Genomic DNA, 26,730 nt, shown 5'->3' with positions numbered 1-26,730 from the left:
CCGTGCCTTGCGCCCGGCATCGTCGATGCGCACAACGATCGACGATCCGGCGGCTGCCGGGCGGCCGTTCGAGCTCGCGTCCCGCTTCGTCGTGTCGGCGCTGGGGGCCGGCCCGGCCGCGTCTGCCGGCGACATCACGCATCGGCAATGCGCCGATGCGTGGCATGCGCGCGCCGCCGTCGCGCCACCACGTCAGGTCAGGTCACCGCACGCCGCGCATTGCGGCCGCGCAGCCATTCGAGCGCGAGCAGCAGGCTCGTCGAGAAGATGATCAGGATCGTTGCGAGCGCAGCGATCGTCGGGCTGATGTTCTCGCGGATGCCCGTGAACATCTGGCGCGGCAGCGTCGTCTGGTCGGCGCCCGCGAGAAACAGCGTGACGACCACTTCGTCGAACGACGTCGCGAATGCGAACAGCGCGCCCGACATCACGCCCGGCGCGATCACCGGCAGCGTCACGCGGAAGAACGTCGTGACCGGGTTCGCGCCGAGCGACAGGCTCGCGCGCACGAGGTTCTGGTTGAAGCCCTGCAGCGTCGCGGCCACCGTCGTCACGACGAACGGCACGCCAAGCGCCGCGTGCGCGGCGATCAGCCCCGTGTAGGTATTCGCGAGCCCGAGCGGCGCGAAGAACAGATACATGCCGACGCCGACCACGACGACGGGCACGATCATCGGCGACAGCAGCACGGCCATCAGCAGCCCCTTGCCGCGGAAGTCGGCTTTCGTCAGGCCGATGGCCGCGAGCGTGCCGAGCACGGTCGCGACGATCGTCGCCGACGGCGCGACGATGAAGCTGTTCTTCGCGGCCATCCGCCACTCGTCCGATGCGATCAGGTTCTCGTACCAGCGCATCGAGAAACCGGGGATCGGATACACGAGGAACGTGCTCGACGAGAACGACAGCGGCACGATCGCGAGCACCGGCAGGATCAGGTACAGCAGCGTCAGCACGACGAGCACGCGCAGCGCGACGTACCACGCGCGCTCGACGAACGACATGTGCGGCGCGAACAGCGGCCTGGCGAGTTTCATGGTCGGCATCCCCTTCCCGTTTCCCTGTGCCCGGCGCTCAGCCGAGGCTCACGTTGGTGCGCGTGAAGCGCCCGTACACCGCATACAGCACGAGCGTCGCCGCGAGCAGCAGCCCGCCGAGCGCACACGCCATGCCCCAGTTGATCGTCACGTTCGTGAAGTACGCGACGTAGTAGCTGACCATCTGGTCGTTCGGCCCGCCGAGCAGCGCGGGCGTGATGTAGTAGCCGATCGCGAGGATGAACACGAGCAGCGCGCCCGCGCCGACGCCCGGATAAGTCTGCGGCACGTACACGCGCCAGAACGCGGCGAACGGATGGCTGCCGAGCGACACCGCCGCGCGCTGGTAGGTCGGCGGAATCGACTTCATCACGCTGTAGAGCGGCAGGATCATGAACGGCAGCAGGATGTGCGTCATCGAGATGTACACGCCGACGCGGTTGAACAGCAGCGAGAGCGGGTGCGAGATCAGCCCGCTGCCGATCAGCGCCGTATTGATCAGCCCTTCGCTCTGCAGCAGCACGATCCACGCGGCGACGCGCACGAGCACCGACGTCCAGAACGGAATCAGCACGAGGATCATCACGAGGTTGGCGCGCCGCTCCGACAGCGTCGAGATCCAGTATGCGAGCGGATAGCCGAGCAGCAGCGCGAACAGCGTGACGGCCACGCCGATCACGAACGTGCGCCCGAAGATCGCGAGGTAGATCGACTGGTCGGGATCGGCCTGCACGATGTGGCCGAAGCCGTCCTGCTTGTGGTCGAGCGCGGCGAGCAGGTAGAACGGCGACACCTGGCTGCCGTTCTTCGCGATCGCCTGCCAGTACGCGACGTCGCCCCAGCGCGCATCGAGATCGATGAATTTCGCGCGGGTCTGCGCGGGCGTCGGCGCCGCGTCGCCGTCGCCCTTCAGCGGCATCGCGCGCGCCGTCTTCGCGACGAGCGAGCGATAGCCGGGAATCTCGGTGTTCAGGCGCCGTGCGAGCGCGCCCATCGCCTCGCTGTCGGCCACCTTCGTCATGTCGGCCGCGAGCGCGACATACGCGGCGTCCGCCGGCGGCGTCTTGCGGTCCCAGCCCGACAACGCGGCGATCGTGTTCGGCAACGCGGTCGCGATCTCCGGGTTCTGCACCGCGCGCGTGAGCAGCGTGCCGATCGGCACGACGAAAATCAGCAGCAGGAAAATCGCGAGCGGCGCGATCAGCAGCAGCGCCATCGTGCGCTTGCGGGACTCGGCGGCCTTCAGCTCGCGCTTGAGCGCGGCGGTCGACGGCGAGGAAGGCGCGATCGTCATCGTGTTCAATGGTTCTCTCCGGCCGGGCACGTTCCGGCGGAATGCCGCGCGACGCGATCGACGCGTCGCGCGGCCGGTTGCATCACGACACCCGTGAGGATGCCTGACCGCTTACTTCGTTGCCCACGCGGCGAAGCGCTGTTCGAGCTCGTCGCTGTGGTCGGTCCAGAAGCCGATGTCCTCCAGTACCGCGTTCTTGCCGTTGGCCGGCGAGTTCGGCAGGTTCGCGAGCGTCTTCGCGTCGAGCGACTTGATCGCCGCGACGTTCGCCGGGCCATACGCGATGTGCTGCGCATACGCCTGCTGCGGCTTCGGCGTCAGCGTGTACGCGATGTACTGCTCGGCCAGCGCCTTGTTCGGCGAGCCCTTCGGAATCGCCCAGTAGTCGAGGTCGTAGATGCTGCCGTTCCACACGACCTTCAGGTTCTTGCCTTCCTTCTGCGCGGCGTCGATGCGGCCGTTGTACGCGGTCGACATCACGACGTCGCCGGCGACGAGGAACTGCGGCGGCTGCGCACCCGCTTCCCACCACTGGATGTACGGCTTCAGCTCGTCGAGCTTCTTGAACGCGCGATCCTGGCCGGCCTTCGTGCCGAGCACCTTGTAGACGTCCTTCGTCGCGACGCCGTCGGCCATCAGCGCGAATTCGAGGTTGTAGCGCGCACCCTTGCGCATCCCGCGCTTGCCGGGGAATTTCTTCACGTTCCAGAAATCGGCCCAGCCGGTCGGCGCCGACTTCAGCTTGTCCGCGTTGTACGACAGCGCGGTCGACCACACGAAGAAGCCGACGCCGCACACCTGCGGCGCTTCCGGAATCAGGTCGGCTTTCTTCGCGATCTTCGACCAGTCGAGCTTCTCGTACAGCCCTTCGTCGCAGCCGCGGTTCAGGTCGCCCGATTCGACTTCGACCACGTCCCAGTTGACGTGCTTCGCCTCGACCATCGCCTTCACCTTCGCCTGCTCGCCGTTGTATTCGACGGCCGTGACCTTGTTGCCGGTCGCCTTCTCGAACGGCTGGTTGAACGCGGCCTTCTGCGCGTCGCCGTTCGCGCCGCCGAAGTTGACGACCGTGAGCTCGGCAGCGGCGGCCGATGCGCCGAACGCGACCAGGGCCAGCGCGAGCGCCGTGCGACGCGCGGTAAAGCTTGCTCGTTTCATGATGGTTCCTCTCCTCTCGTGGTGGAAGTGGGCTTTGTTGTTGACGACGTGCTGCGGAAAACCGGGTGAGCCATGCTCACGCGAACACGCGCAGGTGTTCGGGCGAGAATGCAAGCGAAACCGGCGCACCGGGCGAGAACGCATCCAGCGCGCCGGTGCCGAGCGGCACCTTCACGAAGCATTCGTCCTGGCCCGGCAGTGCGCAGCGCATGCGCACGTGATCGCCGAAATAGATGAGGCTGCGCGCCTCGCCGCTCACGCAATTGGCGGCGCCATTCGTGCCGTTCGCGCCATTCATGCCGTGCTCGGCGAGGCTCATGCGCTCGGGGCGGATGCACGCGACGGCCGATGCGCCCTCGGCGGCTTCGCCGATATGGCGGCCGACGAGCTTCGTGCCGTCGTCGAGCCGGAATTCGCAGAATTCGCCGTCGACGCGCGCGATGGTGCCGCGCAGCCGGTTGCTGTCGCCGATGAAGTTCGCGACGAATTCGTTGCACGGCGATTCGTACAGGCGGTCGACGGTGTCGAGCTGCTGCACGATGCCCTTGTCGAACACGGCGACGCGATCGGACATCGTCAGCGCCTCGCCCTGGTCGTGCGTCACGTACACGAAGGTCACGCCGAGCTTTTCGTGCAGCGCCTTCAGTTCGTATTGCATGTGTTCGCGCAACTGCTTGTCGAGCGCGCCGAGCGGCTCGTCCATCAGCACCAGCTTCGGCTCGAACACGAGCGCACGGGCCAGCGCGATGCGCTGCTGCTGGCCGCCCGACAGCTGCGCCGGATAGCGTTTCGCGAAGCGCTCCATCTGCACCATCTTCAGCGCGTGCGCGACGCGCTCCGCGCGCTCGGCGGCCGGCAGCTTGCGCACCGTCAGCGGATACGCGACGTTCTGCTCGACCGTCAGGTGTGGAAACAGCGCGTAGTTCTGGAACACCATGCCGATGTTGCGCTTGTGCGGCGGCACGGTGTTCAGCAGTTCGCCGTCGAGGCGGATCTCGCCGCCGGTCGGGAATTCGAAGCCGGCCAGCATCATCAGGCAAGTCGTCTTGCCCGAGCCGGACGGCCCGAGCAGCGTCAGGAATTCCCCGCGGTAGATGTCGAGGTCGAGCGATTTGACGACGAGCGTCTCGCCGTCGTAGGTCTTCCGCACGCCGCGAAAGCTGACGATCACATCATCGGACTTCATCGTGGCTATCCCCTGGTTCCGCGACAATTGATTTTGAGATGCGAGCCACTATACGGCCCGCACGGTTCTATACTAGGGAACCATTTCAATATTCCTAGTAGGACCACTTTGGATACCGTGATCCTCGCCGACTGGCTGTCCGCCCGAGTGGACCGCAACTCGCCCGAACCGATGTACCGGCAACTGCTGCAACTGATGCAGCAGGCCATCCTGACCGGGGAATTGGGGCCGGGCACGAAGCTGCCGAGTTCGCGTACGCTCGCGGGCGACCTGTCGATCGCGCGCAATACCGTGCTGCACGTGTACGACCAGCTGACGGCCGAAGGCTACGTGCTGACGACGACCGGCAGCGGCACCTACGTGGCCGACACGCGGCCGGATGCCGCCGCGATCCGCGTGCCGGGCGCCGCGCCGCCGCCGTCAACCTTCGATGAACCGCCGCCGCCCGACGCGCAGGGCAGCCTGTCGATGCGCGGGCGGCAACTGGTCGAGCATGCGGGCGTGTCGCGGCGCCAGTGGGGGGCGTTCATGCCGGGCGTGCCGGACGTGTCGGAATTCCCGAGCCGCACGTGGAGCCGCCTGCAGGCGCGACTGTGGAAGGAGGCCAATCCGGAGCTGCTGACCTATGCGCCGGGCGGCGGCTACCGGCCGCTGCGGCGCGCGCTCGCGGATTACCTGCGCGTCGCGCGCTCGGTCAAATGCTCGCCGGACCAGGTGATCATCACGACCGGCATCCATCAGTCGATCGATCTCGCCGTGCGGCTGCTGTCCGACATCGGCGATCGCGCGTGGGTCGAGGAACCGTGCTACTGGGGCGTGCGCAGCGTGCTGCAGGCGGCCGGCCTCACGCTAGCGCCGGTGCCGGTCGACCAGGAAGGGCTGGATCCGCGCGCGAGCGACATGCAGCATCCGCCGCGGCTCGTGCTCGTCACGCCGTCGCATCAGTACCCGCTCGGGATGGTGATGAGCCTCGCGCGGCGCCGCATGCTGCTCGAATATGCGCGCCAGCATCGCTGCTGGATCATCGAGGACGACTACGACAGCGAATTCCGTTACGGCAGCCGCCCGCTCGCGTCGCTGCAGGGGCTCGACGAGGGGGGCCGCGTGATCTACGTCGGCAGTCTCGGCAAGATGCTGTTCCCGGGGTTGCGGATGGGCTACATGGTCGTGCCCGAGCATCTGGTCGACACCTTCCGCACCGGGCTGTCGGAGCTGTATCGGGAAGGCCAGCTGATGCAGCAGGCCGTGCTCGCCGAATTCATCATGGACGGCCACCTCACTTCGCACGTCAGACGAATGCGCACGCTGTACGGCGAGCGCCGGCAACTGATGATCGACGCGATCCGCGCGCGCTTCGGCGACGCGCTGCCGGTGATGGGCGACGAGGCCGGCCTGCATCTGGTGCTCGGCCTGCCCGACGCTTGCGACGCTTGCGACGATCGCGCGGTCACGCAGAGCGCATTCGACGCGGGCGTGATCGTGCGCCCGCTCACCAGCTACTACAGCAACCTCGATACCGCGCGGCAGGGTTTGCTGCTCGGCTATGCCTGCGTCGCGCACGAAGGCATTCGCCCGGCGTTCGACACGCTCGCCGATACCATCGAGCAACACCTGCCGCGGAACGTCACGCGCGCGGCGTGAAGCCTGCCGCACGCGGCGGCACCCGGTTCGTCAATGCGCGCTGCCCGCGCCACGATCGAGCGACGCTGCGCGCACGGCTTCGCCGGGCTTCGTGAACACGCGCTGCCGCAGCGCGGCAATCTGCGCGTCCCGATCCTGCGGCGACAGGCCGGCCGACTCGATCTGCGCACGCTGCGCCGCGTAGTCCGCGTAACGGCTCTGCCACGACGCATCGTCCTGCTGCATCTGCGCGACGCGCGCGGCGGCCGCAGGGCCGAGCGTCTGCGTCAGTTGCGCGCGCATCGCGTCGGGCGTCGCGCCGCTCTTCTGCAATTGCGCGATCTGGTCGATCGCGGCGCGCTGCCGGTCCACCCGCTGCTGCGCCGCGCGTTCGTCGGCCGGCATCTGCTGCTCGAGCGCCGCGAGCCGCTCCGCCTTCTGCGCGTCCGTCAGTGAGCGATCCTGAACGATCTTCAATCGTGCGAGGTCGTAGCGCTGCCGCCACTGCTCCGCGCCGAAGAACGGCTGGCTCCAGTCGCCGAGCGTGCGGTACGCGATCGATGCGCGCTGGTCGAGCGCGAGTTGCAACGCGCCGAGGTCGGACTTGTCGACCGCGCCGGCGTCGGGTAATTGGGCGAGCGCGTCGAGATACGCGCGATACCGGTGCCACACGTCGAGCGCCTCGGCCTGCGCGACCGTGCCGTCGAGCTGCGCGGCGATCTCGCGTACGACGAACGCATCGAGCGCGGCCGCGCTCAGGTCGCTCTGCGCGGTCAGGCAATAGTCGAAGAAATCGCGCACCGCGCGCGACTTCGCGAGATGGCCGCCCGCATCGAGCGGCAACCGCGGCGCGCTTGAACCGGCGAGCGACGGCGGCAGGCCTGCACTCGCCGGCACCGCCGGCTGCGGCGCGGCGGCCGCCACGCCGCCCACCGCGGCCGCATCCGGCGCGTCACCCGCGGCGCCCGTGCCGCGATGCGATCCCGCACCGCTCCACATCGCGACGCCGGCAATCGCCGCCAGCCCGACGACACCATAGATCGCGGCGCGCCGCGCCAGCGGCGCGCGCCCTTCACGTGCCGTCATCGATCACACGCCCGCGAGTTTCAACCGGTTCGCATGCGTGCGGATCACCGCGACCGGATCTTCCGCATACGCGCCGCGCACGCCGAGCAACTGGTTGATCTCGTCGAGGTGGTTCCATTTATAGGTCGTGCTCAGCACCTTGCCGTACAACGCACTGCACTTCGACACGAGCCCGTCGTTCTGGCCCGAGCCGCGGTTGATCATCACCGTGCCCGTGCCGAGCAGCGCGAGTGTCGACAGGTCGAGCGCGTTTGCCGGATCGACGACCGGAATCGTGCTCGTGTCCGTCGCGCCCGTCACGCCGAGCACGGAAAGCGTCGGCTGCACCGCCGTGCCGGCCCACGAATACAGCAGATGCGTGTTGCCGCCGACGGTTTCCGTGGGCGCGCCGGTCTGGCAGCTTCCTGGCGCGCCGAGGCCCGCGCTCGGATAGTTCTGGTTGTAGATGGCGGCCTGCGCGGTCGTCAGCGTCTTCAGCGACGCGAGCGCGTCCTGATTCGTGTTGTGGCTGCTGCTCGTCAGGATCCCGAACACATTGACGAATGCGGCGATCACCGTCGACGACAACCCGGTCGGATCGTACGCGAGCACGCTCTGCACGAAGTCGGCGAACTCGGAGCCGCGATGCGGCGTGCCGATCGTCGTCACCGACGCGACGAGATCGGGCGCGACGGCCGCGACATAGCGCGACGTCAGGCCGCCCTGGCTGTGACCGACGAGATTGACCTTGGTCGCGCCGGTCGCGGCGAGCACCGTCTTCACGTAAGCGAGCAGCTGTTCGCCGCGCCCGTTCGGGCCGTCGTCGCTCTGGAAGCCCGACAGGTTCGCGACGTAGACGGTCGCGCCATGCTGCTGCAGGTCTTCCTGGATGCCGTACCAGTACTCGAGTACGCCCGCATACTTGTCGGTGCCGGTCAGCCCGTGCACGAGAATGATCGGATAGCGCGTCGCCGCATAGTCGTCGGCGGGCGCGGTTGCCGCCATCGCCGTGTGCGTCGTCGCGAGCGTCGTCACCGCGGTCGTCGCCGCGAACGGCGCGACGCTCATCGCGCATGCCACTGCCCCTGCCATTACCCTGGAACGCATCGATCTGGCCATGCATGTTCTCCTGATTATTGTGCTGCCGGTGCGAATGACACCGGATCGACACGCACGCCGCATTGCGCGCACCGCGCGGGTCGAATGCGGGAGTGAAGCACGACTGGCGAACGTTTGAGCCTCGACTAGATACGGTTCTCTAATCGGTTGACGCGCGCCGCCCGTTCGGGCGGTGCGGCGTTCAGGCATGCGGATGCTGCGACGCACACGCGCGTTGCGGGCTACAGCTTCGCGCTCACGCGCACCCATGCGGTACGCCCCGGCTCCATGACCGGCGCGTTCGCCGGATAGCCGAAACCGGCATTGCCGGCGAGATTCAAATGCTCGGTGTAGGCCCTGTTCAGCACGTTGTCGACGCCGACCGAGATCTGTACGGTCTTGCCGACGTTGTACTGCGTATGCAGCGACAGCACGCCGAATCCGGCGCTTGGGCCGAAGTCCTTGCCGACCACGTTGCCCTCGTTCATCGCATAGCGATGCTGCGGCGCAACGATGCGCCACAGGCTGCCAGCCGACCACGCGCCGCGCGTGTATTCGAGCCCGATGCGCGCTTCGAGCGGCGGCATTTGCGGCAGCGGATCGCCGCTCGCCACGTTGCGCCCCCACGCATACGCGAGCGACGTCTCGACGCGCAGCGGCGCGACGGGCCGCCACGACACGCCGGCTTCGCCGCCCACGATCTGCGCGTTGACGTTGGTGGCCTGCGTGGTCGGGCCCATCATGCCGGCCGCATAGTTGAACAGGATGAAATCTTGTACGTAGCCCGCGTACGCGGACACCCACGCATCGAACCGGTCGCTCTTGTATTGCGCGCCGATATCGAGCTGGGTGGTCTTCTCCGGCTGCACCGCCGAGAACGCGTTGACCGAACCGGCCGGCCCGCGCGTCGCGGAAAACAGTTCCCAGTAGTCCGGATAACGCTCCGCATGGCCGATTCCCGCGTACCACGTAACGGGCAACGACGCGAGATCGCGCTCATAGCGCATGAAGCCGCTCGGCAGCACCTTCGTCCGATCGTCATCGAAAGTCGGATTCGGCTTGCTCGTCATCATCCCGCTCTTCATCGGGCGCTTGTCGCGTGCGCTCGCATAGTCGATGCGCGCGCCGCCGATCACGCGCGCGACGTCGCTCGCATACCAAGTCAGCTCGCCGAACACGCCCGCGTTCCACATCGTCGCCTGGGCATCCCACGGCAGGTCGCGGTAGTTCTGCCGCCCCATCGACGAACGCGAGTCGAGCCGGTTCGACTGCGCATCGACACCCGTGACGAGCTTGACGTCGTCGCCAAAACGGAACGTCGCGGCCGCACGCGCGCCGACCGTGCGGCGCCGTACGTCGGCTGCCATCCGCATCGGCATGCTGCTCGTCGGGTCGGGCTGCCGCAACGTGGTGTTGTCCATCACGTGATCGGCTTCGTTGTAGTACACGCGCGCCTCGATCCGGTCGAGCACGTCGCCGAGATGCCGCTTGTCGAACGACAGGCCGAACGTCTCGCGGCGGAAATGCGCGCCGTCCATCCCGCGGCCCGCGTAGCGCGCATAGCCGTCGCCGGTGCCGGCCGTCAGCTCGACGCGCGTATGGTCGTCGGGCGTCCAGCCGAGCGCCGCGTCGGCGTTCCACTTGTCCCACTGCGACGGCACGGTGTCGCCGTTGCCGTCCCGGTAGTCCTGCGCATGCGCGTGGTTCGCTGTGACGCGGCCATAGACGTCCGGCGTGCCGGCGGTCAGGTCGACGTTCTGGTCGTTGCGGCCGAACGACCCGCCGACGAGGCTGCCGTCGAAGCGCATGCCGGGCCGCTCGAAACGCGGCGTCACGCGTTCGAACAGCACGGTGCCGGCCGACGCGCCCGGACCGTACAGCACGGTCTGCGGCCCCTTCACGACGGTGACCTTGTCATAGCTTTCCGGCGCGATGTACGACGTCGGCGCATCCATCCGGTTCGGGCACGCGCCGAGCGTCGGCATCCCGTTCGCGAGGATGTTCAACCGCGATCCGAACATCCCGCGCAGCACGGGGTCGCCGTTCGTGCCGCCGCTGCGGATCGACGTGAAGCCCGGAATCGTCTTCAGGTAATCGGCGCCGTCGCTCGCGGGCAGCGGCTGGCGCGGCGCCTTCGGGTCCGTGACGACGACGAGCGGTGTCGACAGCGGCGATGCGACGACTTCGACGGGCGGCAACAGCATGGCCGCATCGCCCGTCGGCGCACTTGCGGCACGCGTGGTGTCGGCGGCGGCAGCGTTCGCGGCCAGCGCGCCGACGGCCAGCGCGGGAACGGCGAGTTTCAGCATGCGCGGCAGAGGCCGCGCACCGGCATTGCGTGGCGCCCGCGGCGCACGCAACTGGAAATTGGTCATGATCGAAAGCCCGAGTGACGCCCTCCACGCGGCCTCGACGGGCCGCACGGATATCGGCGGTAACAAGAACGGAATAAACGCGTCAGGCGCGCTCGGGCGGTGCGCGCGGATAGGCGCGCGGATAGCGGTCGCCGCGTGCCGCGACGGCAGGCGACGCGGCGGCGGAAACGAAAACGACGGGAAGGGAGCCGACCGATGCGGCGGCAGGCGCGCCGATGGCCGGGCTATGCGCGAAGAAACCGCAGTAGCCGCACGCGTCGAGATGCAGCGCATGATCGTGCATGCCGCGTGCATTGGACGAACGATTCGCACCATGCTCGGTACTGCAGACGATCGCATCGGGCGTGGCCGCCCGCGCGATACGCCACTGCGACACCAGCGGCGCCGCGATCGCGATCCAGATCGCGAGCAGGCCAAGCCAGGCAGTCAGGTGACGATGTCGGTGCAGCATGTACGGCAACGAGTCGGCGGAATGTAAAAAACAGCCGCGATGTTACAGAATGTTCTACGCGATGGCCAGTGCGGGCGACGGTAAACGAACCGGGGGCGCATGGTTGTCAACACAACCATGCGCCCCCGCGTGCCGCGCGCGCCGGCAGCCGAACGATCAGGGCATCATGCGCCGCAGCACGTCGTCGCGCCGGATGAAATGATGGTAGAGCGCGGCCAGCGCATGCAGGCCGATCACGAAGTAGAACGCATTGCCGATCAGCTCGTGCGCCTCCTTGATCGTCGGTCGCAGCGCCTTGTCGGGGCCGAACAGCGTGAACGACACGCCGAGCCAGTCGAGCGACACCGGCTTGCCGCCCATGTTGATCATCATGATGCCGAGCAGCGGCTGCGCGATGATGAACGCGTAAAGCGCGAAATGCGCGAGCTTCGACAGCCAGCGCAGCAGCGTCGCCTGGACAATCGCCTCCGGCACGCGGCTGACGACTCGCCACAGCACGCGCAGCACCGACAGCACGAGGACGCACGTACCGGCCGTCAGGTGCACGCTCATCCAGAACGCCCGGCTGTCGCTGCCCTTCGGGCCGCGGATTTCGATGGCCAGGTAAGCCAGCGCGACCAGCAGGAAGATGGCCCAGTGGAAGAAGATCGCGGGGGAGCTGTAGCGCGTCTGTTTCGCGAGGATGTTTTTCATGCTTCGTCTCGTGTCGTATGCGGGGAGGGCGCCCACTGCAAACGGCCTGCGCCCGGCAAAGCTGTGGCGATTGTAGCCGCACGGGCGTCCGGTTTTGCACGGCGCGGTCAAATATCCGATGAATCGTCGGCGCGCGCCGCGCGATGGCTCGCCCTATGGAAAATCCGCATCGCGCGCGCGAGCCGCTGTGGCACGATGAAGCTTTGGTGCGACGGCGCGCGGGCATCATGAGCAAAGCGTTCTTCGTTGCGGCCTACCGGCTGCTCGCCGCGCTACTCGCGGTGTCCACCACACTGCACAGCGTCGCCAACTATTGGCGCCTGCCAAGCTTCCATCTCGGCAACTACCTCAGCTACTTCACGCAACTGAGCAGCCTCTACGCGGCCGCGATACTGGCCGCGGGGCTGTGGCGCATCGCGCGCCCCGGCTCGACCCGCTACGAATCGATGCGCGGCGCGGCGGTGCTGTACGTGCTGATCACCGCGATCGTCTACGAGCTGCTGCTCGCACGGCTCGATGCGCTGCACCACGTCACGCCGGCGCTCAACAACTGGGTACTGCACCGGATCGTGCCGCTCGTGATGCTGTGCGACTGGTTGTATGTCGAGCCGCGCTCGCCGATTCCGCGCCGCAGTGCATTCGCGTGGCTCGGCTTTCCGGTCGTCTATCTCGGCTATACGCTCGTGCGCGGCGCGGTGGAGAACTGGTATCCCTACCCGTTCGTCGATCCGCGGCCGCACGGCTACCTGCCCGTCGCGATCCAGTGTTCGCTGATCGCGCTCGGCGCGGCGGCGCTCGCGTTGGGCATTTGCTGGCTCGGCAATCGTGCGAGACAGTCCGGCGGCGCGACGCTCAACGACGGATGAAAGCGGAAAAGGTGAAGGAGGCGGGAACGTGTGCGCCGCCCGGCGCACACGTGGCGATGCCGACGATCAGCCGCCGTTGCGCGGCAGGAAGTTCATCGGATCGACGACCTTGCCGTTCTGGCGCACTTCGAACTCGAACGTCGAGCGACCGCTCGCGTCGGTGCCCATTTCGGCGACCGGCTGACCTTGGCGCACCGCGTCGCCTTCGTTGACGAGCAGCTTGCCGTTGTGCCCGTAGGCCGTGATGAGCCCGTTGTCGTGCTTCAGGATTACGAGCGGACCGTATGTCTTGACGCCGGAGCCGGCGTACACGACGCGCCCGTTTGCCGCGGCCCGCACCGAATGATCGGGCCCGGATGCGGCGATCACGACGCCGCGCGTCTTGCCGGCCGAGAATGGCGTCGCGACGACGCCCGTGGCCGGCCATGCGAGCGAGCCCGGCTGGGCGGCCGCCGCCGGCGGTTGCCCGTACGAGGTCGCGGCCTGCGGCGGCGCGACGCGCAGCACCTGGCCCGGCGACACGGCGTCGGTGGGCGCCATGCGGTTCCAGTTGGCGACGTCCTGCACGCGTTGCCCGTAGGCGTTCGCGATGCCCGCCAGCGTATCGCCCGGGTTCACGCGGTAATAACCGGCAATCACGCCCGGCGTCGCCGCCGACGTGGACGCCGGCTGGCGCGTGGGCTGCCAGTTGTCGGTCCATGGCGTCATCGTGCAGCCCGTCAGCGCGATGGCCGCGGCGACGAGCGCCGCCTGCGGCAGCCAGCGCGTGAGCGCGTCGTGGATGGGAATAGTTTCTCTCAAGGGTCCTCCCGGATTTGCGTCGTTGCGCCGCCCACCGCCCCCCGGCGTGCGACGCACGATGTCCGGCCGAACGGCCGGATCAATCAGTATCCGACCGCTTTCGCGGCCGTCAGTTTCCACAGCGGAACGTGGGTGCGAAGCGCTCACCGGCCCTTTTTTCGCATCGTCCCGATCGGCAAAGATACCATTTGTCGCGGTCAAGGCCCCGATAGTTGCCCGATCCGGACACAATCTTGCGGCGCCGCGCGGGCGCCGGCGGCCTGCGAGCCGTGCCGGGCGGCCGCTTGCGGCTTTTTCTTCGGAGGCGCCCTCATCGCGTGCCGCCTCGGCGCCGTCATATTGTCCGCTTCGATCGCCGCCTATACTCGGTGATGCGCAGCGCGATCCAACGACAACGAGGAGCATGACAATGAACAACGCGACGTTTCTCTCCGTGCAGCTCGACGCCGACGATTTCGCCGGTTCCAGCGGTCTGGTCGAATTGCTCAACCGGCACCTGCTGTTCGCAACCGACGTCGCCGAAGCGGCCGATGCGCTCGTCCAGCTGGCGAGCGTCACGCACCTGACCGGCGCCACGCGTCACAGCGTCGAGTTGCCGGTCCTCGCGATCGAACGGCTGCGCGACGCGCTCGACACGCTGAGCGGTTACGACGAAACGTGGCTGCAGGTGCTGGAACCGGCCGAAGCGCTGTTCCGCGATATCGGGCGCGGCAGACGCCCGCTGCACTGAATACCGGCGCATTACGCGCCGCCCATGAAAAAGCCCGTCGTTCCGCTATGCGGAACGACGGGCTTTTGTACTACAGGGGGTCGGATGCGGTCGCCAGCGCGGCCGTACCATTAACGACCCTTGTAGACCGGTGCGCCATCCGAGATGCGCTTGACTTGCCAGCCGGTCTTGGCGGCAGCCGGTGCGCCCGATTCCTGGCCGGCGGCCGGTTGTGCGCCGTAGCCGGTCGTGTCGGCGGCAGCGACGTTCTGTTGCGGGTTCACACGCGCTTCAGCAGCCTGGATGCTTTCCGGGTAGTTCGTCCGGTCGCTGCCCAGCTTGTAGCCGGCCTGTTGCAGTTGAACCAGTTCGGCCTTCACCTGGGCACGGGTGACGGGCGCGTTCTGTTGGGCGAACGAGACGGCGGGGACGGCGAGGACAGCAGCAGCAGCGAACGTTGCGATCAGCGATTTCATGATTACCTCCGAGGATTTTTTTGCTCCGCCGCACACACCATGTCTGCAGCGATGGAACAGAGTTTAGTCCCGGCAGCACCTAGGGAAAACCATGAAAGAACGAAAACACTGTTTCCTGGGAGCCAACAATGCTGGCATCCGGAATAGAAAAACCCTATTCAGAGAATAGATTTTCGCAACAATGCTGCCCCCGCCCGCCGGTTACGACCAGTTCGCGTGGAAGCTGCCCGGCTTGTCGGTGCGCTCGAACGTGTGCGCGCCGAAGAAGTCGCGCTGCGCCTGCACGAGGTTCGCCGGCAGCCGCTCGGAACGGTAGCTGTCGAAATACGCGACCGCCGATGCAAACGCCGGAACCGGCACGCCGGCCTTCACCGCGGCCACCACGACGTCGCGCAGCGCCGTCTGATAGTTCGCGGCGATATCCTTGAAGTACGGGTCGAGCAGCAGGTTCGCGAGCGCCGGATCCTTCGCATAGGCGTCGGTGATCTTCTGCAGGAAGCGCGCGCGGATGATGCAGCCCGCGCGGAAGATCTTCGCGATCGTCCCGAGATCGAGGTTCCAGCCGTATTCTTCCGACGCCGTGCGCAGTTGCGCGAAGCCCTGTGCGTACGAGATCACCTTGCTCAGGTACAGCGCGCGGCGCACCGCTTCGACGAACGCGGCGCGATCGCCGTCGAACGGCGCGGCGGCCGGGCCCGACAGGATCTTGCTGGCCGCGACGCGCTCGGTCTTCAGCGACGACAGCACGCGCGCGAACACCGACTCGGTGATCAGCGGCAGCGGCACGCCGAGATCCAGCGCGTTCTGGCTGGTCCACTTGCCGGTACCCTTCTGCGCGGCGCGATCGAGGATCACGTCGACGAGGTGCTTGCCGGTCTCTTCGTCCTGCTTGCCGAAGATCTTCGACGTGATCTCGATCAGGTAGCTGTCGAGCTCGCCCTGGTTCCATTCGGTGTACACCGCGCCGAGTTCGTCGTTGGTCAGGCCCGCGACGTCCTTCAGCACCGAGTAGCTTTCGGCGATCAGCTGCATGTCGCCGTATTCGATGCCGTTGTGGACCATCTTCACGTAGTGGCCCGCGCCGTCCGGGCCCATGTACGCGACGCACGGCTCGCCGTCCGACGGCGCCTTCGCGGCGATCTGCTTGAGGATCGGCTCGACGAGATCGTACGCGTCGCGCTGGCCGCCCGGCATGATCGACGGGCCGCGCAGCGCGCCCTCTTCGCCGCCCGACACGCCGGTGCCGATGAAATGCAGGCCCGATTGCGCGAGTTCCTGGTTGCGGCGGATCGTGTCGGTGAAGTGCGTATTGCCGCCGTCGATCAGCACGTCGCCCTTCTCGAGCAGCGGCTTGAGCGATGCGATCGTCGCATCGGTGGCTTCCCCGGCCTTCACCATCATCAGGATCCGGCGCGGCGTTTCGAGCGACGCGACGAATTCCTCGAGCGTATAGGTCGGCACCAGATTGCGGCCGGGGAATTCGGCGATCAGTTCGTCGGTTTTCTCGCGACTGCGGTTGAACACCGACACCGCGTAACCGCGGCTCTCGATATTGAGTGCGAGATTGCGGCCCATCACCGCGAGCCCGATCACACCGATTGCTTGTTTGCCCATTAGTCAATTCTCCGGAAAAAACGGGGCGCGACCCGAGCCGGGCCGCGCGCACAGGCGAAAGGATAGTGGAAACCCGGCGGCGCTGCCCGCTTGCGTATCATTGCTCCGCGTGCGGCAGGCGCCGGAACGCGACGCTCAGGTTGTTCGCCGGCATCTCGACGACCTCGATGCAGTCGAGCCCGCGATCGAGCCCCAGCGCGACGACGGTCTCCAGATCGCGCACGCCCCACGACGGGTCGCGGCTGCGCAACTGCCGGTCGAAGGCCTCGTTCGACGGCGCCGTATGGCGGCCTTCGCGACGGTAGGGGCCGTACAGGAACAGCACGCCGCCTGGCCGCAGCACGCGCGACGCGCCCGCGAACAGCGCTTCCGTACAGGCCCACGGCGAGATGTGAATCATGTTGATGCAGACGATCGCGTCGAGCGTCGCGGCCGGCCACGGCGTGTCGCGCACGTCGAACGCCAGCGGCCCCGCGACGTTCGCGAGGCCCGCATGCGCGACCCACGCGGCGATCGAACGCCGCGCCTGCGCGTCGGGATCGCTCGGCTGCCAGTGCAGGCCCGGCAACGCCTGCGCGAAGTGAACGACGTGCTGCCCGGTGCCGCTCGCGATTTCGAGCACGCTGCCGGTCGCCGGCAGCACGCGGCGCAGCACGTCCAGGATCGGCCCGCGATTGCGTTCGGCCGCCGGCGCCGACAGCCGCGCGGACGGATCGGGCGAAGCAGCGGCGCCGGTCACGATGCAGGCTCCGTCATGTTGCCGTTGAGATTGCTTCCGAACCCCAGCCGCGCCACGAGTGCGTCGAGCGCGGGGGCGCAGCGCGCCTCGACCTTCAGCGTCAGCATCGGGTCGGCGCGCGTATGGCCGAAATTGAGTGCGGCCACCGGCTTGTGCTGCGCCTGCGCCCACACGCAGAAGCGGTAGCCGGAGTACACCATCAGCGACGAGCCGACGACGAGCAGTGCGTCGGCCGTGTCGAGCGCCTGCGACGCCAGCGCCACACGCTCGCGCGGCACGTTCTCGCCGAAGAACACCACCGCCGGCTTCAGCAGGCCGCCGCACGCGGGGCACGCCGGGATGCGGAACGTGTCGAGCGCAGTCCATTCGAGATGCGCGTCGCCGTCCGCGGCCGGCTCGGCTTGCGCGCCCAACAGATCGGGATTGTCGGCTTCGAGCACGGTCTGGATCGCCGCCCGCGCATGATGCGCGCCGCAGTCGAGGCAGGTCACGCCATTGATGCCGCCGTGCAGCTCGATCACGTCGTCGCTGCCCGCGCGTTGATGCAGGCCGTCGACGTTCTGCGTGACGAGGCGCTCGATCCGGCCCGCGCCGCCGAGCCGCGCCAGCGCGACATGCGACCCGTTCGGCCGCGCGCGGCCGACCACGGGCCAGCCGATCATGCTGCGCGCCCAGTAGCGGCGCCGCGCGGCATCGGAGCCGAGGAATTCCTGAAGCTGGATCGGCGGCGAGCGCATCCATTGGCCGTGGCGGTCGCGGTAGCCGGGAATGCCGGAATCGGTGCTGATGCCCGCGCCGGTCAGCACGAGCAGGCGCGGATGACGCTCGACGAACGTGTGCAGCGCGTCGAGCGCGGCCGGATCGACGTCGGCGAGGGAAGAGTCGGGCAAGGCTGTGTCGTTCATGTTGGCAACGTGATCGATTGCGCCGGCAGACCGTGCACCCGCACGGGCGGCCACGCACGCCAGCACATGATACAGAACGCCGTGCGATCGGGCGGGCTGCCGCCACGGCAAGCCGGCGCACGCAAAAAGACGCCCATCGCCGCTCGGCGACGGGCGCTTCAACAATTGATCCATCGGGGTAGTGGATCAACTGACAGCACAATGTTGCGACGTCCTTCGTACCGCGATCGACGGACGCTCCCCCGGACTTCATGTGTCCCGCACTGCCGCGCCCATCGGCGCGTCGCCGGCTTTCCCGACCCGCTCCCGTTCGTCGCGTTCGTCGCGTTCGTCACGTCGGCGCCATGCGCGGCTTGCAAACGCATTCGCCGCGACGACGTGCGTTGCGCCATGGCATGACGATTCGGGATCCGGGTCGCGGCCATCCGCCTGCGTTCTCGGTTCATCCTGGACGGCCGACCGGCACCGGTCGGACGCGTGCGTCACGCATGCACGCCGTCGTTCACAACGAACCCGATTGCTCGGATGGAACGGAAAGCCGCTCGCTCACGTCGCCGCGATCAACGGCGAAGCGAATACCCAGGGAGGTCGGGGATTCATGTTTGCAACATGGCATGTTGCGTTTCGGTCTTTTTTCATTCTCTTGTCCCCGTCTTCGATATATCCGACCCACTGAAGCGATTGCCGGGCCCACTGCACCTGCGATCGCGCTCACGGCCCATACAACCATGCAAGGAGCGCACCATGCTTCATGCCGCAAGGCCTCGCGGGCCCATCCGGGGCAGCGGGCAGGCATCGCGCCCCGTCAGAAAGCGCGAATGTTTCGAAACTGAAACGCACCGCGGGCGTCGCCGGTATCGTCGGGTCGGCGCTTTGCCAGGCGGCCAGTCGTCTTACAATCGCCCCACAATTAGCGTCGCGCGTAACGCCCGGAGTGGGCCTTTCCCGCAGTGCGCCTCCGACCGGAACCCGCACTCGCCGCCTGCCCGACACCCGGCACGGGCTGATATCGACTACCGCATGCTGTTCTACGGCGCCGATCGCGACAACCGCGCGTCGCAATGCGTCGCGTTCCGCCCCGGGCACACGTGGCGGAGCGGGTAGCGCGGGGTTCGCGTCGTCCCGCTCGTGCTTCGCGCAAACACGCTAGCATTCGGACACGGGGCGCCGCGCGCGCCCGCTGCCTCGCCGCCCAGGACCCGACATGCCCCCACCCGCTTCCGCCCATCCCGACGTCGCGCATCGTGTCTTCTCGGCCGGGCGGCTGTCGATCGGCCTCACGCTTCCGCTCCTTCGCAGCGGCCACCTCGTCGCGGACTTCAACGAGCAGCTCGAACTCGCCGCGCTGGCTGATTCGCTCGGCTTTCGCGCGCTGTGGATTCGCGACGTACCGCTGAACAGCGCCGACTATCCGGACCCGGTCGGCCACCTCGACCCGTGGGTACTGCTCGGCGCACTGGCGTCGCGCACCCGCCGGATCGCGCTCGCCAGCGGCGCGATCGTGCTGCCGCTGCGTCATCCGCTGCATATCGCGAAAGGCGCGCTGTCGGTCGCGACGCTGTCGGGCGGTCGCTTCATCCTCGGGCTCGGCTCCGGCGACCGGCCGCCCGAATATGCGGCGTTCGGCGTCGATGCGGAAACCCGGCGCGAGCGCTATCGCGCGCACTGGGACGTCGTCGCGGCCGCGCTCGACGTGCCGTCGCGCGTGCTGCCCGACCATGCGCCGCCCGATGCGCCCGCCTTCGCGCTGCTGCCGCAAACCGGCGACGCGGTGCCGATGCTGGCGGTCGGCTCGGGCGGACAGAGCGTCGACTGGATCGCACGGCATTCGATCGGCTGGATGACGTATCACCGCGATCCGGAGACGCAGCGCGCCCGCTATTCGATGTGGCGCGCGGCGGTCGACCGGCTCGCGTCGCCGGCATTTCGCGCGTTCGGCGTATCGATGCGGCTCGATCTCGCCGCGCATCCGGATACGCCCGCCACCGCGCTGCCGCTCGGTTATGCAACCGGGCGCCGCGCGTTGGTCGACATCCTGCAGGACATGCGCGCGGCCGGGACGCATCATGTCACGCTGAACCCGGGATCGGACCGGCCGGTGCGCGACGTCATCGAGGAAATCGCCGCGCATGTGTTGCCGGTGTTCCACGACGAGCAAGCGTGATTCATCAGGAATCCAAATTCACAGGATGCGACGCGAGCGCTGATCGTGGCCGAGCGAACGCGCGGGCAGCGGCGCATCGCTGACCGGAACCGCCATCGGCAAACGCGCGTTACAGACGCCTTACGTCCGGGCCGGCATGACGTTCCCGCCGCTATCGGGCGACCGACGGACCGTGTCCGGCACACGGCTTGCCGGCATGTGCCGCCGACGCCCACGCCGGCGCCTTCATGCCGGATTCAAAATGTCGGCGACGGAACTATTCGGTTTCGATCGCGATCATGTTAACTTCCGTCCATCGTTCAGTCTGGCGGGCCGCGTGACGAGACGCACCCGCATGCCCACTCCATGCGACATATCTTCCTCGGCTGGCTCCTCGCCGCCGTCGTCTCGGCCGCCCACGCGGCCGCTCCCGCGCCGACCGCCGCGTCGGCCGCCTCCGGCGCCGCGCCCGCACTGACGCCGCAAGAAGCGCGGCAGGCACTGAATGTGCTCGAAAACCCGAGCGAGCGTGCGCAGGTCGAAACGACGCTGCGCGCGATCGCGGCCGTCGGCGCGTTGAGCGCGCCGGCGGTGCCGGCAAGCGCAGCGCCCGCGGCCAGCGGCGCATCGGCTGCCGCGGCGCCGGCCGCGCTCACGTCGAACGGGCTCGCCTCGATGCTCGTCCGCCAGGGATCGCGCTGGGCCACGCAGATCGGCAACGCGCTGCAGGAATCGCTGCACTCGCTGCTCGATATCGGTTCGGTGGGAAGCTGGTGGCATGCCAAGCTCGTGCGCGCCGACGAACGTGCGGACCTGACTCGCACGCTCGGCATTCTCCTCGCGGTGCTGCTGCCTGCGCTCGTCGTCGAATGGCTCGCGAAGCGGCTGCTGCGACGCGCACTGGCCGGGCTAGCCGCGCGCCGCGCGGTGCCCGATGCCGCCGCATCGGACGAGGACCCCGCGCCGCCGCCCGACACTTCCTCTCCGCCCGATACGTCCGCCCCGCCCGACGCCGCAGCCGCGGCTGCGGACACTGCCGACACCGCGCCCTCGCAAAGCCGAGGCCACGCCCGCCGGCACACCACGCTGCTGCACCGGATGCCGCGCGCACTCGTCAGTCTCGCGCTGCGCGCGGTGCCGCTGCTCGTGTTCGTCGGCGTCGCGAGCCTGACGATATCGTTGCTCGTCGAAGCCGACACGCCAATCGAATCGGCGCTCGAAGCGTTGATCGACACCTACGTGATCTGCCGGCTCGTCACGATCGTCAGCCGGCTGTTCTTCCAGCCGGACGCACGGCAGTTGCGGCTGCTGCATATCAGCGACGCATGGGCCGAGTTCGCGCAACGCTCGATCGGGCGGATCGTGATCGTGGTCGGCGCGTGCACGGCGGCCGTCGAGATCGCCGCCAACTTCGGCCTGACCGAAGCCGGCCACGTCGCGCTGCTGAAGGCCGTCGCGCTGGTCGGGCACGTGATGATCTCGGTGCTGATCCTGCGGTGCCGCCGGCCGGTCGCGGCACGCATCCGCGCCGCCGGCGCGGATCGTCCGACCTTCACCGTCGTCGGCAACGCGCTCGCGGACGCATGGGCGCCCGTCTCCGTCTTCATCGTGATGGCGCTGTGGTTCGTGTGGGCGCTCGACGTCCACAACGGCTACCGCGTGCTGATCACGCTCGGCGGCCGCTCGATCGCCGTGATGATCGCGATGCGGATGGTGTCGATCGTCGTGTTCGGCGCGCTCGCGCGGCTGTTCCAGCGCCGCGAGGACGACCGCACGCTCGTTCATCTGCACGCGTACCGCTACTACCCGCTGCTGCGCCAGATCGTGTCGGCCGCGCTCGGCATCGTGACCGTCGTGCTGCTGCTGCAGATCTGGGGCGTGCCGATCTTCCGCGCATTCGAGACGGGCACGATCGGCCACCGGCTCGCGTCCGCGCTGGTCACGATCGCGATCGCGGCGATCGTCGCGCTCGTCGTGTGGGAAGCGGCCAACATCGCAATCGAGCGCCGGCTGCAACGCTGGACGCGCGAAGGCAACCTGGTGCGCGCCGCGCGGCTACGCACGCTGCTGCCGATGCTGCGCTCGCTGCTATTCGTGATGATCGCGCTCGTCGTCGTGCTGACGGGCCTCAGCGAACTCGGCGTGAACGTCGGCCCGCTGCTGGCCGGCGCCAGCATCTTCGGCGTCGCGCTGGGTTTCGGTTCGCAGAAACTCGTGCAGGATTTCATCACCGGGATCTTCCTGCTGATGGAAAACGCGATGCAGGTCGGCGACTGGGTCACGCTCGCCGGCGTGTCGGGCACGGTCGAATACCTGTCGATCCGCACCGTGCGGCTGCGCGCCGGCGACGGGTCGCTGTATACGATCCCGTTCAGCTCGGTGACGACCGTCAACAACACGAACCGCGGGCTCGGCAATGCGGCCGTCAAGGTCAGCATCGCGTATGGCGAGGACATCGAGCGCGCGATCGCGACGCTGAAGGAAATCGGCGCCGCGTTGCGCGACGATCCGAAGTACCACGACGGCATCCTGTCGGACTTCAGCTACTGGGGCATCGACCAGGTCGACGGCGCGGCGCTCGCGCTCGCCGGACAGATCCAGTGCACGGACTCGGCACGCTGGAGCGTGCAGCGCGAATTCAACCGGCGGATCGCGGAGACGTTCCGCGAACGCGGGATCCGGATCGCCAATCCGCAGCGCAGCGTCGTCGCCTATGCGGACGGATCGCGGCCCGTCGGCCACGATGAAAACGATCCGCGCGCCGACGCGCGGAATACCGCCGACCCGGCAGTCCCGCCGCCGTCGCCCGACGAAGCGGAGCGCAAGCCGGGTTGATCGCGATCGCCCGGGGCCGGTGACCGGCCACGCTCAACGGGCGGCAGGCTTCTTCACGCGCGCCGTGCTTTTCGCGGCGGGCGGCGCGGCCCCCGGCTTCGCCGCACGTCGTTTCGCCGCGGCACCCTGCCCGCGCTTCGGCGCGGATTCCCGGCCAGCGGCACCCGCATCGCGCTGCGCATGCCATTGCTCGAGCAGCACGCGCGTCTGGTCGGCAATCGTGTCGGTCACCAGCGCCGCGCGCTCGCCCTCGAACGCGTCCCATTCGAGCAAATGCAGCGCCGAACGCTGCGCGATGTGGAACACCGTGATCTGGCCGAACAGGCTCAGCGCGCGCAATCGCGTGACGGGATCGTCGGCCGGCCGCCCGGAGATGCGGCCGATCAGCTCGGCGCTCACGTCGTTCAGCGGCTTGCGCATGCGCGTCATCAGGATTTCGCTCGCGCTCGCCGGTTCCTGGCCGCCCTGCTCGCGCGCGAAGAACATCCGCTGGTTCATCGTCTTCGGCGCGGTGAACATCCGGTCCGACAGTGCACGCAGCAGCCCGATGAATGCGTCGATCAGCGCGTCGACGCTCGCGTGGGCGTCGAGCATCGCCCGCGCATGGCCGACCGCCGGCGCGAATACCTGCCAGCCGGTCTCCGCGATCGTCTCGACGCACGCGCGGTACACGCCTTCCTTGTTCTCGAAGTAATACTGGAGCGCTGGCGCGTTCACGCCTGCCATCGCGGCGATCTCGCGCGTCGACGCGCCCGCGAACCCGCGTTCGCCGAACAGTTCGATCGCCGCCTCGATGATCCGCTGGCGCGTTTCGTCGCCGCGCGCGTAGCCGCCCGCCGACGTGCGGCGCAGCTTCTTCGCTTCGTTCATGCCTTCCTCGTCATTCGCTCGATCGACATTCTACTTGACACAATTTTATCAACTGGAATAATTCTTCCACTTGGAATAAATTGGATCCCGCATGTCGACGCCACAAGACCCGCCACAGAAAGCAGATCGTCAGGAAAACGGAACAATGCCGCGCGGCGGCAACGGCGGAACGAGGCGGCGCATCCTGCTCGTGGTGGCCGTGCTCGCGGCCGTCGGCGGCGCGGTGTGGCTCGGCCGCTGGTGGACGGTCGGCCGCTTCATCGAAAGCACCAACGACGCGTACCTGCAGGCCGACAGCATGACCGCCGCGCCGAAGGTCGCCGGCTACGTGACCGACGTCTACGTGCGCGACAACCAGCCCGTGAAGGCCGGCGATCCGCTCGTGCGGCTCGACGTCCGCCAGTACCAGGTGGCGCTCGCGCAAGCGCAGGCTACCGTCGACGCCCGCCGCGCCGATATCGCGCGCGCCGAGGCCGACATCAGCCAGCAGCGCGCGAATCTCGACCAGGCCGACGCGCAAGCCAAGGTGTCGCGCATCAACGCGCAGCACTCGAGCGACGAATACACGCGCTATGCGCCGCTCGCGGCGACCGGCGCCGAAACGCACGAACGCGTGGCCGACCTGAAGAGCACGCGCGACCAGGCGCTCGCGACGCTCGCCGCGAACAACGCGTCGATCGCCGCCGCCCGCACGCAGATCGCGTCGTTCACCGCGCAGCTCCAGCAGGCGCGCGCGCAGCTCGAGGCCGCGCAGGCCAGCGCCGCGCAGGCGCAACTCGACCTCGACAACACGATCGTACGCAGCACGCTTGCGGGCCGCGTCGGCGATCGCACGGTGCGCGTCGGGCAATACGTGCAGCCCGGCACGCGCCTGCTGACCGTCGTGCCGGTCGACTCGATCTATCTCGTCGCGAACTTCAAGGAAACGCAAATCGGCAACATGCGCATCGGCCAGCCCGTCGAGCTGCATGTGGACGCGCTGCCGGACGGCCCGCTGTCCGGCGTCGTCGACAGCTTCGCGCCCGGCACCGGCGCGCAGTTCGCGCTGCTGCCGCCGGAGAACGCGACCGGCAACTTCACGAAGATCGTCCAGCGCGTGCCGGTGCGCATCCGCCTCGCCGCGAACGCCCGCGCGCAACGCATGCTGTTGCCCGGGCTGTCGGTGACGGTCGACGTCGATACGCGCTCGGCCCGCGACGAGCAGCATCATGGCTGATACGCCCGCCACGATACCCATGCCGCCGCACGAAGGCCGCGCGAGCGTGACCGACTGGATCGCGGTCGCGGCCGGCGCGCTCGGCGCGCTGATGGCGACGCTCGACATCTCGATCACGAATTCCGCGCTGCCGCAGATCCAAGGCGAAATCGGCGCGACCGGCACCGAAGGCACGTGGATCTCGACCGGCTACCTGATGTCGGAAATCGTGATGATTCCGCTCGCCGCGTGGCTCACGCGCGTGTTCGGGCTACGCAATTTCCTGCTGACGAACTCCGCGCTGTTCATCGCGTTCTCGATGATGTGCGGCTGGTCGCATTCGCTGCCGATGATGATCGCCGGCCGGATCGGCCAGGGCTTCACCGGCGGCGCGCTGATCCCGACCGCGCAGACGATCATCCGCACGCGCCTGCCGCTGTCGCAGTTGCCGGTCGGGATGACGCTGTTCGGCCTGATCGTGCTGCTCGGGCCGCTGTTCGGCCCGGTGCTCGGCGGCTGGCTCGCGGAAAACGTGAACTGGAGCTGGTGCTTCTTCCTGAACCTGCCCGTGTGTCTGCTGCTGATGGCGCTGCTGGTGTTCGGCCTGCCGTCGGACCGCCCGCAATGGAGTGCGTTCTTCAACGCGGACTGGCTCGGCATCTTCGGCCTCGCGATCGGCCTGAGCTCGCTGACCGTCGTGCTCGAGGAGGGCCAGCGCGAACGCTGGTTCGAATCGCAGATGATCGTCACGCTGAGCGTCGTGTCGTTCGTCGGGATGGTCCTGATCGCGCTGTCGCAGCGCTTCGCGAAGCGGCCGATCATGCGGCTGTCGCTGATGCGCAACCCGCGCTACGCGAGCGTGATCGTGATCGTGTCCGCGGTCGGCGCCGGGCTGTACGGCGTGTCCTACCTGCTGCCGCAGTTCCTCGCGATCGTCGCCGGCTACAACGCGGAACAGGCCGGCGCGATCATGCTGCTGTCGGGGCTGCCGGCCTTTCTCGTGATGCCGATCCTGCCGCGCCTGCTCGGCAAGGTCGATTTCCGCATCCTCGTGATCACGGGGTTGCTGCTGTTCTGCCTGAGTTGCATGCTCGACATCAGCCTGACCGCGCAGAGCGTGGGCCACGATTTCGTGTGGTCGCAACTGATCCGCGGCCTCGCGCAGATGCTCGCGATGATGCCGTTGAACCAGGCGTCGATGGCGGCCGTGGCCCGCGAAGACTCCGGCGATGCGGCCGGGCTCTACAACATGGCGCGCAACCTCGGCGGCTCGATCGGGCTCGCGATCATCGGCACCGTGATCGACCGGCGCACGACCTTCCATACGGCCGCGCTGCGCGAATCGGTGACCGCGAATTCGCTGATCGGTCAGGACCGCCTGTCGGCCTATGCGGCCAACTGGTTCGCGCACACCGGCGATCTTGCGTATTCGAACATGCGCGCGCTCGGCCAGCTGGCGCAGCAGATCCAGATCCAGGCCGTCGTGATGACCTACTCCGAAACCTTCTACCTGCTGGGCCTCGCGCTGCTCGCCTGCGTGCCGCTCGCGCTGCTGCTGAGAACGCCGCGCGGGCCGCAACCGATGTCGTCCGGCCATTGACCC

The 26,730-nt window shown here is 68.0% G+C and carries 22 protein-coding genes; 7 read left to right on the top strand and 15 right to left on the bottom strand.

The features are described 5' to 3' along the window. Positions 1-197 precede the first annotated feature (197 nt). The 4 genes from QZM72_RS21540 to QZM72_RS21525 form a co-directional block, all read right to left on the bottom strand. Positions 198-1,034, bottom strand: coding sequence for an ABC transporter permease (locus QZM72_RS21540; protein WP_301739150.1), 837 nt, complete (start codon positions 1,032-1,034; stop codon positions 198-200). 37 nt (positions 1,035-1,071) lie between these two features. After that, entirely contained in the window at positions 1,072-2,328 is a 1,257-nt protein-coding gene (locus tag QZM72_RS21535; RefSeq protein ID WP_179233492.1) for an ABC transporter permease, read from the bottom strand. A gap of 111 nt (positions 2,329-2,439) precedes the next feature. Further along, the gene (locus tag QZM72_RS21530) at positions 2,440-3,486 is read right to left on the bottom strand and encodes an ABC transporter substrate-binding protein (protein ID WP_089469350.1); all 1,047 of its coding nucleotides are present in this window, start codon (positions 3,484-3,486) and stop codon (positions 2,440-2,442) included. A 76-nt stretch (positions 3,487-3,562) separates the two neighbouring features. Continuing rightward, on the bottom strand, positions 3,563-4,672 hold the full coding sequence (locus QZM72_RS21525) for an ABC transporter ATP-binding protein (RefSeq protein WP_089469349.1): 1,110 nt from the start codon (positions 4,670-4,672) through the stop codon (positions 3,563-3,565). Between the two features lie 108 nt (positions 4,673-4,780). Between QZM72_RS21525 and QZM72_RS21520 the strand changes: the two genes are divergently transcribed. Beyond that, positions 4,781-6,313 (top strand): PLP-dependent aminotransferase family protein, encoded by a 1,533-nt coding sequence (locus QZM72_RS21520; protein WP_089469348.1) that lies wholly within the window; start codon positions 4,781-4,783, stop codon positions 6,311-6,313. A gap of 30 nt (positions 6,314-6,343) precedes the next feature. Here the strand turns inward: QZM72_RS21520 and QZM72_RS21515 are convergent, their stop codons facing one another. From QZM72_RS21515 to QZM72_RS21495, 5 genes are all read right to left on the bottom strand, one after another. After that, on the bottom strand, positions 6,344-7,378 hold the full coding sequence (locus QZM72_RS21515) for a lipase secretion chaperone (protein ID WP_089469347.1): 1,035 nt from the start codon (positions 7,376-7,378) through the stop codon (positions 6,344-6,346). A 3-nt stretch (positions 7,379-7,381) separates the two neighbouring features. After that, a complete protein-coding gene (locus QZM72_RS21510; protein ID WP_089469346.1) occupies positions 7,382-8,476 on the bottom strand; it encodes a triacylglycerol lipase in 1,095 nt (364 codons plus the stop codon). A gap of 221 nt (positions 8,477-8,697) precedes the next feature. Further along, positions 8,698-10,830: a TonB-dependent copper receptor gene (locus QZM72_RS21505; RefSeq protein ID WP_089469345.1), complete on the bottom strand. Its 2,133-nt coding sequence runs from the start codon at positions 10,828-10,830 to the stop codon at positions 8,698-8,700. 82 nt (positions 10,831-10,912) lie between these two features. Then, positions 10,913-11,281, bottom strand: coding sequence for a DUF2946 domain-containing protein (locus QZM72_RS21500; RefSeq protein ID WP_089469344.1), 369 nt, complete (start codon positions 11,279-11,281; stop codon positions 10,913-10,915). Between the two features lie 156 nt (positions 11,282-11,437). Next, positions 11,438-11,974, bottom strand: a complete 537-nt coding sequence (locus QZM72_RS21495) for a cytochrome b (protein ID WP_089469343.1) — start codon at positions 11,972-11,974, stop codon at positions 11,438-11,440. Between the two features lie 227 nt (positions 11,975-12,201). Here QZM72_RS21495 and QZM72_RS21490 point away from each other — a divergent pair, with 227 nt between their 5' ends. Beyond that, the gene (locus QZM72_RS21490) at positions 12,202-12,840 is read left to right on the top strand and encodes a Pr6Pr family membrane protein (protein ID WP_089469454.1); all 639 of its coding nucleotides are present in this window, start codon (positions 12,202-12,204) and stop codon (positions 12,838-12,840) included. A gap of 66 nt (positions 12,841-12,906) precedes the next feature. Here the strand turns inward: QZM72_RS21490 and QZM72_RS21485 are convergent, their stop codons facing one another. Next, the gene (locus QZM72_RS21485) at positions 12,907-13,641 is read right to left on the bottom strand and encodes a M23 family metallopeptidase (protein ID WP_089469342.1); all 735 of its coding nucleotides are present in this window, start codon (positions 13,639-13,641) and stop codon (positions 12,907-12,909) included. Positions 13,642-14,050: 409 nt separating this feature from the next. Between QZM72_RS21485 and QZM72_RS21480 the strand changes: the two genes are divergently transcribed. Continuing rightward, a complete protein-coding gene (locus QZM72_RS21480) occupies positions 14,051-14,371 on the top strand; it encodes a hypothetical protein (RefSeq protein ID WP_011694691.1) in 321 nt (106 codons plus the stop codon). Positions 14,372-14,481: 110 nt separating this feature from the next. On the opposite strand, the gene QZM72_RS21475 is transcribed toward QZM72_RS21480, so the two are convergent. From QZM72_RS21475 to QZM72_RS21460, 4 genes are all read right to left on the bottom strand, one after another. After that, a complete protein-coding gene (locus QZM72_RS21475) occupies positions 14,482-14,826 on the bottom strand; it encodes a DUF4148 domain-containing protein (protein WP_089469341.1) in 345 nt (114 codons plus the stop codon). Between the two features lie 201 nt (positions 14,827-15,027). After that, positions 15,028-16,440: an NADP-dependent phosphogluconate dehydrogenase gene (gene gndA, locus QZM72_RS21470; RefSeq protein ID WP_089469340.1), complete on the bottom strand. Its 1,413-nt coding sequence runs from the start codon at positions 16,438-16,440 to the stop codon at positions 15,028-15,030. A gap of 97 nt (positions 16,441-16,537) precedes the next feature. Continuing rightward, on the bottom strand, positions 16,538-17,179 hold the full coding sequence (locus QZM72_RS21465; protein WP_089469339.1) for a DUF938 domain-containing protein: 642 nt from the start codon (positions 17,177-17,179) through the stop codon (positions 16,538-16,540). Then, positions 17,176-18,084, bottom strand: a complete 909-nt coding sequence (locus tag QZM72_RS21460) for an NAD-dependent protein deacetylase (protein WP_089469338.1) — start codon at positions 18,082-18,084, stop codon at positions 17,176-17,178. The genes QZM72_RS21465 and QZM72_RS21460 overlap by 4 nt, the downstream gene beginning before the upstream one ends. 1,204 nt (positions 18,085-19,288) lie before the next feature. Here QZM72_RS21460 and QZM72_RS21455 point away from each other — a divergent pair. Together QZM72_RS21455 and QZM72_RS21450 are read left to right on the top strand one after the other, a co-directional pair. Then, positions 19,289-20,248 (top strand): LLM class oxidoreductase, encoded by a 960-nt coding sequence (locus QZM72_RS21455; RefSeq protein ID WP_301739149.1) that lies wholly within the window; start codon positions 19,289-19,291, stop codon positions 20,246-20,248. A 345-nt stretch (positions 20,249-20,593) separates the two neighbouring features. Further along, positions 20,594-23,062: a mechanosensitive ion channel family protein gene (locus tag QZM72_RS21450; protein ID WP_301739148.1), complete on the top strand. Its 2,469-nt coding sequence runs from the start codon at positions 20,594-20,596 to the stop codon at positions 23,060-23,062. A gap of 33 nt (positions 23,063-23,095) precedes the next feature. Here the strand turns inward: QZM72_RS21450 and QZM72_RS21445 are convergent, their stop codons facing one another. Further along, positions 23,096-23,932 (bottom strand): CerR family C-terminal domain-containing protein, encoded by an 837-nt coding sequence (locus tag QZM72_RS21445; RefSeq protein ID WP_089469335.1) that lies wholly within the window; start codon positions 23,930-23,932, stop codon positions 23,096-23,098. A 91-nt stretch (positions 23,933-24,023) separates the two neighbouring features. On the opposite strand from QZM72_RS21445, the gene QZM72_RS21440 reads away from it, so the two are divergent. Next, positions 24,024-25,148 carry an HlyD family secretion protein gene (locus QZM72_RS21440; protein ID WP_301739147.1) on the top strand — a complete coding sequence of 375 codons (1,125 nt, stop codon included), beginning with the start codon at positions 24,024-24,026 and terminating at the stop codon, positions 25,146-25,148. Further along, the gene (locus tag QZM72_RS21435) at positions 25,141-26,727 is read left to right on the top strand and encodes an MDR family MFS transporter (protein ID WP_089469333.1); all 1,587 of its coding nucleotides are present in this window, start codon (positions 25,141-25,143) and stop codon (positions 26,725-26,727) included. The genes QZM72_RS21440 and QZM72_RS21435 overlap by 8 nt, the downstream gene beginning before the upstream one ends. Positions 26,728-26,730: the final 3 nt, after the last annotated feature.

Source organism: Burkholderia sp. AU45388, assembly GCF_030481585.1.
Classification (GTDB): domain Bacteria; phylum Pseudomonadota; class Gammaproteobacteria; order Burkholderiales; family Burkholderiaceae; genus Burkholderia; species Burkholderia sola.
This window is presented reverse-complemented; position numbering and strand designations above follow the sequence as displayed.

Bases quoted from the DNA above. Each gene is read 5' to 3' on its own strand.
- QZM72_RS21540 (WP_301739150.1), bottom strand. From the start codon at position 1,034: ATGAAACTCGCCAGGCCGCTGTTCGCGCCGCACATGTCGTTCGTCGAG.
- QZM72_RS21535 (WP_179233492.1), bottom strand. From the start codon at position 2,328: ATGACGATCGCGCCTTCCTCGCCGTCGACCGCCGCGCTCAAGCGCGAG.
- QZM72_RS21530 (WP_089469350.1), bottom strand. From the start codon at position 3,486: ATGAAACGAGCAAGCTTTACCGCGCGTCGCACGGCGCTCGCGCTGGCC.
- QZM72_RS21525 (WP_089469349.1), bottom strand. From the start codon at position 4,672: ATGAAGTCCGATGATGTGATCGTCAGCTTTCGCGGCGTGCGGAAGACC.
- QZM72_RS21515 (WP_089469347.1), bottom strand. From the start codon at position 7,378: ATGACGGCACGTGAAGGGCGCGCGCCGCTGGCGCGGCGCGCCGCGATC.
- QZM72_RS21510 (WP_089469346.1), bottom strand. From the start codon at position 8,476: ATGGCCAGATCGATGCGTTCCAGGGTAATGGCAGGGGCAGTGGCATGC.
- QZM72_RS21505 (WP_089469345.1), bottom strand. From the start codon at position 10,830: ATGACCAATTTCCAGTTGCGTGCGCCGCGGGCGCCACGCAATGCCGGT.
- QZM72_RS21500 (WP_089469344.1), bottom strand. From the start codon at position 11,281: ATGCTGCACCGACATCGTCACCTGACTGCCTGGCTTGGCCTGCTCGCG.
- QZM72_RS21495 (WP_089469343.1), bottom strand. From the start codon at position 11,974: ATGAAAAACATCCTCGCGAAACAGACGCGCTACAGCTCCCCCGCGATC.
- QZM72_RS21490 (WP_089469454.1), top strand. From the start codon at position 12,202: ATGAGCAAAGCGTTCTTCGTTGCGGCCTACCGGCTGCTCGCCGCGCTA.
- QZM72_RS21480 (WP_011694691.1), top strand. From the start codon at position 14,051: ATGAACAACGCGACGTTTCTCTCCGTGCAGCTCGACGCCGACGATTTC.
- QZM72_RS21475 (WP_089469341.1), bottom strand. From the start codon at position 14,826: ATGAAATCGCTGATCGCAACGTTCGCTGCTGCTGCTGTCCTCGCCGTC.
- gndA (WP_089469340.1), bottom strand. From the start codon at position 16,440: ATGGGCAAACAAGCAATCGGTGTGATCGGGCTCGCGGTGATGGGCCGC.
- QZM72_RS21460 (WP_089469338.1), bottom strand. From the start codon at position 18,084: ATGAACGACACAGCCTTGCCCGACTCTTCCCTCGCCGACGTCGATCCG.
- QZM72_RS21455 (WP_301739149.1), top strand. From the start codon at position 19,289: ATGCCCCCACCCGCTTCCGCCCATCCCGACGTCGCGCATCGTGTCTTC.
- QZM72_RS21450 (WP_301739148.1), top strand. From the start codon at position 20,594: ATGCGACATATCTTCCTCGGCTGGCTCCTCGCCGCCGTCGTCTCGGCC.
- QZM72_RS21445 (WP_089469335.1), bottom strand. From the start codon at position 23,932: ATGAACGAAGCGAAGAAGCTGCGCCGCACGTCGGCGGGCGGCTACGCG.
- QZM72_RS21440 (WP_301739147.1), top strand. From the start codon at position 24,024: ATGTCGACGCCACAAGACCCGCCACAGAAAGCAGATCGTCAGGAAAAC.
- QZM72_RS21435 (WP_089469333.1), top strand. From the start codon at position 25,141: ATGGCTGATACGCCCGCCACGATACCCATGCCGCCGCACGAAGGCCGC.